The sequence below is a fragment of the Micromonospora foliorum genome, from assembly GCF_022229015.1.
GTDB classification, from domain to species: Bacteria; Actinomycetota; Actinomycetes; order Mycobacteriales; family Micromonosporaceae; genus Micromonospora; species Micromonospora foliorum.
In genome coordinates, this window is sequence record NZ_JAKKFF010000576.1 from 1 (window position 1) to 11,828 (window position 11,828).

General features: G+C 71.4%; 15 protein-coding genes. 5 read left to right on the plus strand and 10 right to left on the minus strand.

Features of this window, described 5'->3' with window-relative positions; translation table 11 throughout:
• Positions 1 to 96: 96 nt before the first annotated feature.
• From cds1 to PSH25_RS32455, 3 genes are read right to left on the minus strand one after another with little or no spacing between them, the layout of a single operon-like run.
• Complete coding sequence (gene cds1, locus PSH25_RS32445) at positions 97 to 1,188, minus strand: L-cysteine desulfhydrase Cds1 (protein ID WP_238662695.1); 1,092 nt, start codon at positions 1,186 to 1,188, stop codon at positions 97 to 99.
• Between the two features lie 32 nt (positions 1,189 to 1,220).
• A complete protein-coding gene (locus tag PSH25_RS32450; protein WP_238662696.1) occupies positions 1,221 to 2,051 on the minus strand; it encodes an SDR family NAD(P)-dependent oxidoreductase in 831 nt (276 codons plus the stop codon).
• 52 nt (positions 2,052 to 2,103) lie between these two features.
• A complete protein-coding gene (locus tag PSH25_RS32455) occupies positions 2,104 to 2,562 on the minus strand; it encodes an Lrp/AsnC family transcriptional regulator (protein ID WP_091395696.1) in 459 nt (152 codons plus the stop codon).
• Positions 2,563 to 2,832: 270 nt separating this feature from the next.
• On the opposite strand from PSH25_RS32455, the gene PSH25_RS32460 reads away from it, so the two are divergent.
• On the plus strand, positions 2,833 to 3,099 hold the full coding sequence (locus tag PSH25_RS32460; protein WP_007454516.1) for a BldC family transcriptional regulator: 267 nt from the start codon (positions 2,833 to 2,835) through the stop codon (positions 3,097 to 3,099).
• A gap of 84 nt (positions 3,100 to 3,183) precedes the next feature.
• Here the strand turns inward: PSH25_RS32460 and PSH25_RS32465 are convergent, their stop codons facing one another.
• On the minus strand, positions 3,184 to 3,813 hold the full coding sequence (locus PSH25_RS32465) for a UbiX family flavin prenyltransferase (protein ID WP_238662697.1): 630 nt from the start codon (positions 3,811 to 3,813) through the stop codon (positions 3,184 to 3,186).
• Positions 3,814 to 3,965: 152 nt separating this feature from the next.
• On the opposite strand from PSH25_RS32465, the gene PSH25_RS32470 reads away from it, so the two are divergent.
• On the plus strand, positions 3,966 to 4,952 hold the full coding sequence (locus PSH25_RS32470) for a terpene synthase family protein (protein WP_238662698.1): 987 nt from the start codon (positions 3,966 to 3,968) through the stop codon (positions 4,950 to 4,952).
• A gap of 60 nt (positions 4,953 to 5,012) precedes the next feature.
• Here PSH25_RS32470 and mqnP read toward each other — a convergent pair whose 3' ends face one another.
• The 3 genes from mqnP to PSH25_RS32485 form a co-directional block, all read right to left on the minus strand.
• Positions 5,013 to 5,924, minus strand: coding sequence for a menaquinone biosynthesis prenyltransferase MqnP (gene mqnP / locus PSH25_RS32475; RefSeq protein WP_238662699.1), 912 nt, complete (start codon positions 5,922 to 5,924; stop codon positions 5,013 to 5,015).
• Positions 5,924 to 7,384, minus strand: coding sequence for a menaquinone biosynthesis decarboxylase (locus tag PSH25_RS32480; protein WP_238662700.1), 1,461 nt, complete (start codon positions 7,382 to 7,384; stop codon positions 5,924 to 5,926). Before PSH25_RS32480 ends, mqnP begins: the two co-directional genes overlap by 1 nt.
• 97 nt (positions 7,385 to 7,481) lie before the next feature.
• Positions 7,482 to 7,775 (minus strand): DUF1330 domain-containing protein, encoded by a 294-nt coding sequence (locus tag PSH25_RS32485; protein ID WP_238662701.1) that lies wholly within the window; start codon positions 7,773 to 7,775, stop codon positions 7,482 to 7,484.
• A 131-nt stretch (positions 7,776 to 7,906) separates the two neighbouring features.
• On the opposite strand from PSH25_RS32485, the gene PSH25_RS32490 reads away from it, so the two are divergent.
• Together PSH25_RS32490 and PSH25_RS32495 are read left to right on the plus strand one after the other, a co-directional pair.
• Positions 7,907 to 8,239 (plus strand): ArsR/SmtB family transcription factor, encoded by a 333-nt coding sequence (locus PSH25_RS32490; protein ID WP_238662702.1) that lies wholly within the window; start codon positions 7,907 to 7,909, stop codon positions 8,237 to 8,239.
• Positions 8,240 to 8,307: 68 nt separating this feature from the next.
• Positions 8,308 to 9,183: an alpha/beta fold hydrolase gene (locus PSH25_RS32495; RefSeq protein ID WP_238662703.1), complete on the plus strand. Its 876-nt coding sequence runs from the start codon at positions 8,308 to 8,310 to the stop codon at positions 9,181 to 9,183.
• A 17-nt stretch (positions 9,184 to 9,200) separates the two neighbouring features.
• Here PSH25_RS32495 and PSH25_RS32500 read toward each other — a convergent pair whose 3' ends face one another.
• Positions 9,201 to 9,755, minus strand: coding sequence for a carboxymuconolactone decarboxylase family protein (locus tag PSH25_RS32500; protein ID WP_238662704.1), 555 nt, complete (start codon positions 9,753 to 9,755; stop codon positions 9,201 to 9,203).
• A gap of 144 nt (positions 9,756 to 9,899) precedes the next feature.
• On the opposite strand from PSH25_RS32500, the gene PSH25_RS32505 reads away from it, so the two are divergent.
• A complete protein-coding gene (locus PSH25_RS32505) occupies positions 9,900 to 10,376 on the plus strand; it encodes a MarR family winged helix-turn-helix transcriptional regulator (protein ID WP_238662705.1) in 477 nt (158 codons plus the stop codon).
• A 199-nt stretch (positions 10,377 to 10,575) separates the two neighbouring features.
• Here the strand turns inward: PSH25_RS32505 and PSH25_RS32510 are convergent, their stop codons facing one another.
• Together PSH25_RS32510 and PSH25_RS32515 are read right to left on the minus strand one after the other, a co-directional pair.
• A complete protein-coding gene (locus tag PSH25_RS32510; RefSeq protein WP_210858412.1) occupies positions 10,576 to 10,758 on the minus strand; it encodes a DUF397 domain-containing protein in 183 nt (60 codons plus the stop codon).
• Positions 10,755 to 11,561 (minus strand): helix-turn-helix domain-containing protein, encoded by an 807-nt coding sequence (locus tag PSH25_RS32515; RefSeq protein WP_238662706.1) that lies wholly within the window; start codon positions 11,559 to 11,561, stop codon positions 10,755 to 10,757. Before PSH25_RS32515 ends, PSH25_RS32510 begins: the two co-directional genes overlap by 4 nt.
• Positions 11,562 to 11,828 lie beyond the last annotated feature (267 nt).

Consider the following 11,828-nt stretch of genomic DNA (forward strand, 5'->3'; position numbering starts at 1 on the left):
CCCTCGGCAGGCCAGGCCCCGCTGAGCAGGCCCCGCTGGCTCACGCGAGCCAGGCACCGCTGGGCAGCTCACGCGGGCCAGGCTCCGCTGGGCAGCTCACGCGGGCCAGGCTCCGCTGGCCAGGAAGCGGTCGATGGTGGCGAGGTGCGGGGTCAGGTCGAGGCCCTGGGCGGCCACCCAGTCGTCGGCGTAGTACGTGTCGACGTAACGGTCGCCCGGGTCGCAGATCAGGGTGACCACCGAGCCGGTCCGACGCTCGGCGAGCATCGCGGCGATCAGGCCGAACGCGCCCCACAGGTTGGTGCCGGTGGACCCGCCCACCCGGCGGCCGAGCAGCGCCGATCCGGCGCGCATGGCGGCCAGTGACGCCGCGTCCGGCACCTGGACCATCCGGTCCACCACCGAGGGCAGGAACGACGCCTCCACGGTGGGCCGGCCGATCCCCTCGATGCGGGAGCCCTTCCCGGTCCGTACCGACCAGTCGGCGGCCAGCCAGGCCGGGTAGAACGCCGAGTTCTCCGGGTCGACCACGCAGAGCTTGGTGGCGAGCCGGCGGTACCGGGCGTAGCGGCCGATGGTCGCGCTGGTGCCCCCGGTGCCGGCGCCCACCACGACCCAGGCCGGAATCGGGTGCCGCTCCAGCTCCAACTGCGCGTAGATCGACTCGGCGATGTTGTTGTTGCCCCGCCAGTCGGTCGCCCGCTCCGCGTAGGTGAACTGGTCCATGAAGTGCCCGCCGGAGTCCTCGGCCAGCCACCGGGCCTCGACCACCACGCTCGCCGGGTCGTCCACCAGGTGGCACCGACCGCCCTGGAACTCGATTTGCGCGATCTTCTCGGGCGAGGTGGAGGCGGGCATCACCGCGATGAACGGCAGGCCCAGCATCCGGGCGAAGTACGCCTCGGAGACCGCCGTGGAACCCGACGACGCCTCGACGATCGTGGTGCGCGGCCCGATCCAGCCGTTGCAGAGCCCGTAGAGGAACAGCGAGCGGGCCAGCCGGTGCTTCAGCGAGCCGGTGGGGTGCGACGACTCGTCCTTGAGGTAGAGGTCGATCCCCCACTCCCGGGGCAGCGGGAACGGCAGCAGGTGGGTGTCGGCCGAGCGGTTCGCGTCCGCCTCGACGGCGGCGATCGCCTCGGTCACCCAGGTTCGGCTGGATTCGTCGCACCGGTCGAGATGAGTCACGCTCGGAAACCTAGCAAGCGGGCCAGCGCTGGTCAGCGCCGGTCCGGTGACGCTGACCTGCGGCGTTGGCGGCGCTGACCGGCGCGGCCGGCGGCCCGGACGAGCGGGGTCAGTGCGACGGCCAACCTGGGCAGCGCGTCCAACAGGCGCACCTGCGCTCCCCGCCAGCGGGGCAGGCTGACCACCGGACGTGGCCGACGGGCCAGCCGGACCGCCCGGGCCGCCACCCGCTGCGCGGTCAGCATCGACCCGGTGAACGAGGCCACCGCCCCCGGGTCGTCCAGCCGGTCGTGCAGCATCGGGGTCCAGATGCCGTCCGGGCAGAGACAGGAGACGTGCACCCGCCGGTACCCGGCCATCCGCAGGTCGGACAGGGTGCCGAGGCTGAACGCCAGCAGGGCGTGCTTGCTGGCCGCGTACACCGTCTCGCCGGGCGCGGCGACCAGCCCGGCCAACGAGACGACGTTGAGCACGTGGCCGTGGCCCTGCCCGCGCATCACGGTCAGCGCGGCGAGGGTGCCGTTCATGGCGCCGTGGGCGTTCACGTCGAGCACCCGGCGGCGGGTCGCGGCGTCGTGCTCCCACGACGCGCCGGTGACCAGGATGCCGGCGTTGTTGACCCAGAGGGCGAGGTCGCCCCGGCTCGCCGCGATTGCGGCGACGGCGGCGCAGGCGTCCTCGTCCCGGACGTCCAGGGCGGCCGACCAGCCGCCGAGCGGCACCGCGGCGCTCTGCACCGCCGCCGGGTCGAGGTCGGTGAGCAGCACCGACCAGCCGTCGGCGTGCAGCCCGGTGGCGATGGCACGGCCCAGGCCCCCCGCCGCGCCGGTCACCACCGCCACGGGACGCGCCGGAGGGGTCATCGGCGCACGCTACCGCCGGCCGACCGGGTGACACCAGGGGGTACGAGGGCGGTCAGGCCGCTGGCGGGCCCACCGGCTGCGGGCGGTTCTCCCACTTGGTGGAGAGCGCGATGGCGGTACGGGTGGAGGCCACCCCCGGCGTCCGGTTCAACCGCACGATCAACTGCTCCAGCTCGGCGATCGTGCCGACCCGCGCCTTGAGGAGGAACGACTCCACGCCGGCCATGAAGTAGCAGGACTCGATCTCGGGCAGCACCCGCAGCGACTCGAGCATGTCGTCACTGTCGGCACCGGAGTCCTCGACGATGCCGATCAGCGCGGTGACACCCAGCCCGATCGACTCCGGGGCCACGTCCGCCCGATAGCCCCGGACCACCCCGCTGCTCTCCAGCTTGCCGACCCGCTCGTGCACGGCCGGGGCCGAGAGGCCCACCTGTCGGGCCAGCTCGGCGTACGAGAGGCGGGCGTTGCCGCGCAGCAGGTCGACGAGGCTCAGGTCGATGGCATCCACAGAGAGTGACCCTAACCGTTCACGCGTAACGTACGGCGTTCGGCACCCGTTGGACTGAGCGGCGAGTCACTGTTCATAAACCGCCGGTCAGGGCATCGGTAGCACCAGTAACATTACTAACTCCCCACTCAGTGCATTTTTCGCGTTTGGGCGGACAGGCCATGTCCCTGGTGCTGTAATTGCCATACGTCCCTCATGACGGCTCTGGGCTACGCACCAGCCGGGGGCAGTGTGTTCAGCCGGGGGCTTCGTCGACGCGAGGAGGGGGCTGTGGACACTGGAGATCGCCTGCTGACACCGGGTGAGGTCGCCGCGCTGTTTCGGGTAGACCCGAAAACTGTGACGAGATGGGCGGCGGCCGGCCGGATAGGAAGCATCCGGACTCCAGGCGGGCATCGCCGGTTTCGGGAATCCGAGGTGCGAGCCCTGCTTGAGGGGGAGGGCATGCTGGACGAGGTGGATGAGGTCGGCAAGCCACGCAATGTGGGGCCGGCGGCATCCACGGGGCCGGGTCCGGCCAACGCCGGCATGTACTGAACTGGTGCGGACAACGCCACGCGGACCGGACACCAGTCCGGTCCGCGTCCCGCTTCGGCCGACTACCGACACGACCGGGACGGTTCAGCCCCGCGCTACGCCGAGCTGGCCGGACCACCGCCGGAACAGGGTGTGCGGGACGCCGAGGGCGTCCAGCACCTTGCCGGCCACGAAGTCCACCAGTTGCTGCGCGCTGGCCGCCGCGCCGGCACCGTAGAAGCCGGGGCTGGCCGGCAGCACCACCGCACCCGCGTCGTGCAGCGCGATGAGGTGCTCCAGGTGACTGCGCGTCACCGGTGTCTCCCGGGGGACCAGCACCACGGGACGGCGTTCCTTGAGGTTGACCTCGGCGGCGCGCTGCAACAGGTCCTTGGAGAGCCCGATCGCGATGCCCGCGCAGGCTGCCGTGCTGGCCGGGACCACGGCCATCCCGCGTACCCGGTAGGAGCCGCTGCTCGGCCCGGCGGCCAGGTCGCCGGCCGGCCAGTGCCGCACATCCGCCCTGGTCAGGTCCCGGTCGAGCCAGGCGGCAAGATCCTCGGCCCAGTGCCCGTCCCGGAAGGGTAGGCCGGTCTCGTCGAGCACGGTGAGTCGCGCCGCCCGGGACACGATCAGGTCCACCGGCTCGCCCGCGTCGAGCAGTCCGCCGATGACGGCCGCCGCGTACGGCGTACCGGAGGCACCGGAGACCCCGACCACCCATGGTTCCCGCATACCCCCAGCCTGCCTGGTCCGGCTGGTCCGCCGGTGGGCACCCCCGGGGTTGGTCCGGTCCGACATGTCGGGCGGGGTACCTGCACATCCCGCCGACCTGACATGCTGCCGCTGGCGATTCGCACCGGAACCATCTCGAAGAGGAGGCATCGGTGACGACCGGCGAGATCCTCCGGGCGCTGCGTGCCGAATGTCCGATCCCGCCCCGGCTTCCACCACCACACGCCGATCGCGTGCAGGACTGGCTGCTCGGTCTGCTGCCCGAGCTTGGCCTCTCACTGGACGACGCCGCGCTGCACCGGCTGTCCCGGGGAGCCTTCGCCCGGTACGCCGGACGGCTCTACCCGGAGGCGACCGAAGCCGACCTGCGGATGCTGGCCGCGCTGTTCACCTGGTTCTTCCTGGTCGACGACGCCTGCGACGGGCCGAATCGGTTGGCCCCGGAGCAGATCCGGGCGCTGCGCAACGGCACCCTGGCGCTGCTGCACGACGGCACCCGGCTGCGGCAGGCCGGGCTGACCGGCCCGCTACGGCGACTGCTGGTGCTGGCCTGGCGGGAGCCGCGCCGCCGGATGCCGGCCCGGTGGCGGCAGCGCTTCGCCGACGCGGTGGCCCGACACCTCGACGGCACCTGGCAGGAGGCGGTCAACAAGGAGGCCGGCCGCCGTCCCAGCGTGGACGAGTACGTCGAGCTGCGTCGGTCGACCTCGGCGGCGGAGGTCTCGTACCCGCTTGTGGAGTTCGTCAGCGGCCGGCCGTTGCCCGACCCGGTCTACCACCACCCGTTGCTGCGTCAGATCGCCCGCACCGGCAACGACCTGCTCTCCTGGTACAACGACCTGGCCTCGCTGGAACGGGACCGGGTGACCGCCGGCGGGCACAACCTCGTCCTCGCCATCGAGGGCGACCTGGCCGTACCGGAGGCGGAGGCGGTCGAACGGGCGGCCGAGCACTGGCGGGAGGCGATGCGACGCTTCGTCGCGCTGCGAGCCGCCGTGCCGTCGTTCGGCCCGACGTTGGACGAAGCGGTCGCCGACCATCTCGACGGGATCGCGTGCGCCGTGCGCGGGACCGTCGACTGGACCTTCGAGAGCGCCCGCTACCCGGTCAGCACCGCACCGCCAGCCTCAGGGCCGTAGGCCGACTCAGCCTCAGGGCCGTAGGCCGGCTCAGCCTCAGGGCCGTAGGCCGGCTCAGCCTCAGGGCCGGAGGCCGAGGCGGATCACCAGATCGAGCAGGGCGAAGAGGAACAGTGCGATGCCGACGAAGCCGTTGGCGGTGAAGAACGCCCGGTTGACCTTGCTGAGGTCGGTCGGGGTGACCACCAGGTGCTGGTAGCCGAACGCCACAGCGGTCAGCGCCAGGCCGATCCACCAGAGCCAGCCGAGACCGATCAACGCACCGAACCAGATGAACAGCGCGAAGGTCACCACGTGCGCGACCGTGGAGGCGTGCAGCGCGAAGCGCCGACCGTACCGGGCGGGCACGCTGTGCACGCCGATCTCCCGGTCGATCTCGGAGTCCTGGCAGGCGTAGATCAGGTCGAAGCCGCCGATCCACAACCCCACGGCCGCCCCGAGCAGCCAGGCCGGCCCGGAGCCGTCCAGGGTGCCGGTGACCGCCAGCCAGGCGCCGACCGGGCCGACCGCCTGGGCGACCCCGAGGATGGCGTGCGGCCAGTTGGTGAACCGCTTGGCGTACGGGTAGACGACCAGCGGCACCACGGCGAGCGGCGCGAGCACCAGACAGAGCGGGTTGAGCAGGGCGGCAGCGACGAGGAAGACCACCAACGCGACGGCCGCGCCGGTCCAGGCCGTCCGCACGCTCACCGCTCCGGTGACCAGTTCCCGCCCGGCGGTACGCGGGTTCCGCGCGTCGATCTGGCGGTCGATGATCCGGTTGGCGGCCATCGCGAACGTCCGCGCCCCGACCATCGCCACGGTGATCAGCAGCAGGTCGAGCCACCGGACCCGCCCACCGGTGACCTGCATCGCGGCCAGCGCCGAGAGGAACGCGAACGGCAGCGCGAACACGGAGTGCTCGACGGCGACGAGCTTCAGGAAGGACTTGGTCCGGCCCGGCGTCGCCGTCGGTGCGTCGAGGACGGCCATCAGATTCCGTACTCCTTCCAGCGCTTGTCGACAAGCGCCGTGACCTCCGGGCTCATGCTCATCTCCTCCGGCCACCCGCGGGTGTAGCCCTCGGTGGGCAGCTTGCGGGTCGCGTCGACGCCAGCCTTGCCGCCCCAGAACTGCTGGTACGACGAGTGGTCGAGGTGGTCCACCGGCCCCTCGGTGAGCAGCAGGTCACGGGCGTAGTCGACGTTGCCGAAGGCCCGGAAGGCGACCTCGTTGTAGTCGTGCACGTCGCAGTCCTCGTCGACGATCACGATCAGCTTGGTCAGCGACATCAGGTGCGCGCCCCAGATCGCGTTCATCACCTTCTGCGCGTGCTTCGGGTAGCGCTTGCGGATGGAGACGATCGCGCAGTTGTGGAAGACGCCGGCGGCCGGCAGGTCGTAGTCGACGATGTCCGGGATCATGAGCTTGAGCAGCGGTTGGAAGATCCGCTCGGTGGCCTTGCCGAGGCCGTGGTCCTCCTGCGGCGGCTTCGAGGTGACGATCGAGTGGTAGACCGGCTTGCGCTGCATGGTCATTGCCTCGATGTGCAGCACGGGGAACGGCTCGACCGGCGTGTAGAAACCGGTGTGGTCGCCGAACGGCCCCTCGGGCAGCCGCTCACCCGGCTCCAGGTAACCCTCCAGCACGATCTGCGCGTGCGCCGGCACCTGCAACGGCACGGTGAGGCAGTCGACCATCTCCACCCGCTCGCCGCGCAGGAACCCGGCGAACAGGTATTCGTCGATGTCGCTGGGCAGGGGCGCGCTGGCCGCGTACGAGACGACCGGGTCGCAGCCGATCGCGATCGCGACCGGGAGGCGCTGCCCGAGCCGTTCGGCGACCGCGTGGTGCGCCGTGGAGTCCTTGTGGATCTGCCAGTGCATGCCCAGGGTGTTGCGGCCGTGCTGCTGGAGTCGGTACAGGCCGAGGTTGCGCTTGCCGGTCTCCGGGTGCTTGGTGTGGGTCAGCCCGTAGTTGTGGAAGATCCCGCCGTCGTCGGGCCAGACCTGCAACCCCGGCAGTCGGTTGAGGTCGACGTCCTCGCCCCGGTAGACGACCTCCTGGCAGGGGGCGGTCTTCACCTTGCGCGGCGGCACCGACTTGAGCTGCATGACCTTGCCGAGACCCTCCCGGATGCCCGACCAGCCGACCGGCAGCTCCGGCTTGATCAACGCGCCGATCCGGGCACCGACCTCGTCCAGCGAGTCGACGCCGAGGGCCATCGCCATCCGCTTCTCGGTGCCGAACAGGTTGATCGCCACCGGCATCTCGCCCCGGGTCGGACGCTCGAAGAGCAGCGCCGGGCCGCCGGCCCGCACCGTGCGGGTGACCACCTCGCTGATCTCCAGGGTCGGATCGACCGGGACGTCGATCCGGCGCAACTCCCCCGCGCGCTCCAGCGCCGCGATGAAGTCCTTGAGATCGGTGTACGGGAAGCCACGAGCCGCCATGTCGCCCAGTCTCCCGCACCGCGTCTGCGGCCGACCAGGCCGGGTGGTGTGAGCCGGGGCATCCGCGGTGACGCCCCCGCTCACACCAAGCCGGGCCTCAGACGATGTCCGCGTCCATGACGAGGGCGCTCGCCCTGGCGAAGGTGTGCCGGAACTCCTTGAGCGGCGCGTACTCCGGGGAGTGGTAGAAGTCCAGGATCGCCTGCTTGTCGGGGAATTCGAGGACCACCGCGATGGCGGGCTTGTGGTCGCTCTCCAGCACCAGGGGGTTGGTGTCCCGGGCTACCGGGCGACCGCCGAACCGGGCCACCACCTCCAGCGTCCGCGCCTCGTAGGCCGTCATCTTCTCGGCGTCCTCCGGCGTGACACTGATGATCATGTAAGCGCTCATCGTTCAACTCTCCCCACGATTGTTCGTATGTACGTGAACATTAGAAGCCATAATGTGGGGGCGGCAACGGGTCGGACGATGACCTGGGTCACGATCGTTCGACTGTTGGTTGGTTCACGTATAGTCGAACCATGAAGGGCTTCGTTCACCCGGGTCGAGAGGACCTGCGCATCGACTCGGTGCTGGAGGCACTGGCCAACCCGATCCGCCTACGGATCGTCAAGAGGCTGGCCGGCGGCGAGGAACTCACCTGCTCCACCACGTTGCCGGATGTCTCCCCCTCGACCGCCAGCCACCACTGGCGGGTACTGCGCGAGGGCGGTGTGCTCTGGGCCCGCCGGGAAGGGCGGATCATCCTGCACACGCTGCGCCGGGAGGACCTCGACGCCCGGTTTCCTGGCCTGCTGGATTCCGTCCTCGCCGCCCTCGACGACAGCGGCAGTCTGACCCCGGCCCTGCCGTGACGCCCGCACCCTGCGGGCATGGCGGGCGGTTGAGCGGGTAGCCGAGCGGCCGGCGGACGGAGGCGGCGATGGGCGGGGAGCGGGTCCCGGCGGGATTCACCGAGCAACGGGCGCGGGTCGGCCAGATCAGCATGAACTACGTCCGTGGCGGTGCCGGCCCGCCACTGGTGCTACTGCACGGGTATCCGCAGTGCTGGTACATGTGGCGGCACCTGCTGCCCGAGTTGGGGCGCTCCTTCGACGTGGTCGCGCCCGACCTGCGCGGCTTCGGGGGCAGCGACGCCCCGGCCGGCGGGTACGACAAGAAGACCGTCGCCGCCGACCTGCACGGCCTGCTCGACCAGCTCGGCCTGGTCGGTGACCTCCGGCTGGTCGGGCACGACCTGGGGACCATGGTGGCGTACGCGTACGCCGCCGCTCATCCGCAGCGGGTGAGTCGGCTGGTGCTCACCGAGGCACCGATCCCCGACGAGAGCATCTACACGTTCCCCGCGCTCACCTCGGCCGGGCCCGGGGTGTGGAACTTCGGCTACTTCTCCCTCGGCAACGGGCTTCCGGAGGCGCTGGTCAACGGGCGGGAGTCGCTCTGGGTGGACCGGTTCACCGACGCCCTGATGGTGCGCAAGGGCAGCATCGCCGCGCCCGACATCGAGGAGTTCGCCAGCCACCTGCGCGACCCGGCGCACCTGCGGGCCAGCTTCGCCTACTTCCGGGCCTTCGAGCAGGACGTCGCCGACAACGCCGCGTACCGGGAGATGAAGCTGGAGATGCCGGTGCTGGCCGTCGGCGCGGCGGCCAGCCTCGGTGGGCAGATCGCCGAGCAGGTCCGCCGGTACGCCGACACGGTCCGCGGCGAGGTGATCGAGGACTGCGGGCACTGGCTGTACGAGGAGCGTCCGGACGAGATGCTCGCCCTCCTGCGTGACTTCCTCGGGGCGGCCTGAGCAGCGGCCACCAGCGGTCAGGCTGCGGGCGTCCAGGCGTGGGCGGCCAGGGGCGGGTCGAGCGGTGCCCGGGTGAGCCGGTTGGCGAAGGTCGAGATCGTGTACGCGCCGACGCCGAGCACCACGTCCAGCGCGTGCCGGGGCTGGTAGCCGGCGGTCAGGAAGTCGTCCAGTTGGTCGTCCGGCACTGCGCCCCGGTGCTGGAGCACGGCCAGCGTGAACCGGCGCAGCGCCTCCAGTCGCGGTTCGGGTAGCACCGAGCCGGCACGCAGCGCGGTGATCAGCTCGGCGGTCGCACCGAGTCGGGTGAGCGTGCCGGTGTGCAGGGCGACGCAGACGTGGCACTCGTTGGTGGTGGCGACGGCGAGGACGACCACCTCCCGCTCCAGCGGCGTGAGATCGGTCTGCTCGAAGCCCGCGTTGGCGGTGAGAAACCCGGCGAGCAACTGCGGTGACTCGGCCATCAGCGCCACCGGTGTCGGCAGCCAGCCGAACTGGCGGCGTACTCCCTCGATGGCTCGTCGGGCGGGGGTGGGCGCGGTCTCGGCGGTGTGGGCGGTGAAGACGGGCATGGTGACCTGCTTTCCAAGGCGGCGGCGGGAAGGGGCGGCGGTGCGGAGCAGTGGCGGTGGGGAGGGGCGGCGGTGGGGAACGGCGGGCCGCGTCCCGTAAGATAGTCAACGTGGTTGACGGAATAGTAAACGTGGTTGACGAACGTGGCAACCCCTGAACCCGCCCGGCCCGGCTTCCAGCTACCGCTGCTGCTGTTGGCCGGCTTCCGGACGCTTATCGACGATCTGCACGCCGAACTGGCCCGGGAGGGGCATCCGGAGCTGCGGCCACTGCACGGGTTCGTGCTCCAGGCCGTCGGCGCGGACGGCACCACCGCCACCGAGCTGGGCCAGCGGCTGGGCATCTCCAAACAGGCAGCGGGCAAGACCGTCGACCGGTTGGTCGCCGTCGGCTACCTGGAGCGGGTCGACGATCCCTCCGACGCCCGACGCCGGCTGGTCCGGGTGACCCCGCGCGGCGCCGACGGGCTACGCCGCTCGGCCGAGATCTTCGACCGGCTGCGGGCACAGTGGACCGACACCCTCGGCCCGGAACGGGTCACCGCCCTGGAGGACGACCTGCGCACGATGGCCTCGGCCAACTGGTTCCGGCTCGACGTGCCCGGCTGGTTCGGCGGCTGATCGCGGGCGGCGAGCAAGACCTCCGGGTCGTCGCCGGGGGTGGACCAGCGGGTCGAGGTGGAGGACGTGCGCGCCGGGTCGGCCAGCTCGGCGGCGGCGACCCCACGGAAGACCAGCACGACGAGACCGGCCTCTCCGAGCGGCCGGGTAGCCCAGGTGCGGTGCGGGGAGGCCGGCGGCAACCGGGCTGAGCCGACGGTCAGTGGGTGCGGGCCAGCTCGACGAAGGCCCGCCATGCCGCCGGGGTGAAGGTCAGCAGGCCGCCGTCGCGGTCCTTGGAATCGCGGACGTGCACCCGGCCGGGCAGATTGTCGGCGACCTCGACGCAGGCGCCACTGTTGTTGCCGCTCCGGGTGGACTTGTGCCAGCGGGCTCCGGTCAGATCCATGGCTTCACGATCTCCTCGAGCAGGTCGATCGACTGCTGCCGGGGCAGCGCGTCACTGCGCAGACTCTCCCACCTTCCGAGCAGGGTCGCCACCTCGTTGATGTCGTCCACGGCGGTGCCGCCGGTCTGGTTGTCGAGGAAGCCGAGCCAACTGCCGTCGGCGGTGCGGCCGAGGATGAACGGCCCGAAGAGACCGGCGTGCAGGCCCACGCCCTGCGGCAGCACGTGCACCCTGATGTGCGGGCGGCGGGCGCACGCCACCAGGTGCCGCACCTGCTCGGCCAGCACCCCGGCGCAGCCCTCCGCGAAGCGCTGCAACGCGGCCTCGTCGATCACCGCGGTGAGCTGCGGCGGGTGCTCCCGGTCGAGGATCGCCTGCCGCTCCAGCCGGGCCGCCACCAACTCCTCCACCCGGTCGGCGGTCAGCCCCAGGTCGAGCCGGAACACCGCCCGGGCGTAGTCGGCGGTCTGCAACAGCCCGGGAATCATCGTCGCCTCGAAGCAGCGCAGTTGGGTGGCGACCCGTTCGACCTCCAGCCAGGGGCGGAACCAGACCGGCTCGCCGTCGCGCCGGCCCAGCTCGCGCAGCGAGACCAGCAGGCCGCCGGTGTCGAGCACCTCGTCGGCTCGCTTCAGGTACGCCTCGTTGGGTGCCGTCTGCCCCAGCTCGACGGCCGACACCATGGACGGCGAGTAGTGCGCCCGTTTGCCGTACTCCTCCTGAGTCAGCCCGGCCGCGAGCCGCGACCGCCGGAGCTGCTCCCGGATCAGCATCGCTGTGGACACCACTGTGGTCACTGCGCTCCACCTTCCGCCGCGAACGGTGGGTCACCCGACCCACCTGCCGCACGGTAGCGAGCGCTCAACGCTGCGTCACCCCATGACGCGCATATCGGGGGGTAACGCGAGCTGCGACCCGGTCTGACCGCCCGGCTCGGGCGGACGCCACCACAAGATCCACTCGGCTTTCCGGAAGTCGCGGCGTCCCCGGGCGCAGGACACCCCCACTTCCCGAAAGCCGAGTGGATCAACGGCCGACCGGCGCGGCGGTCACCAACCGAGTCC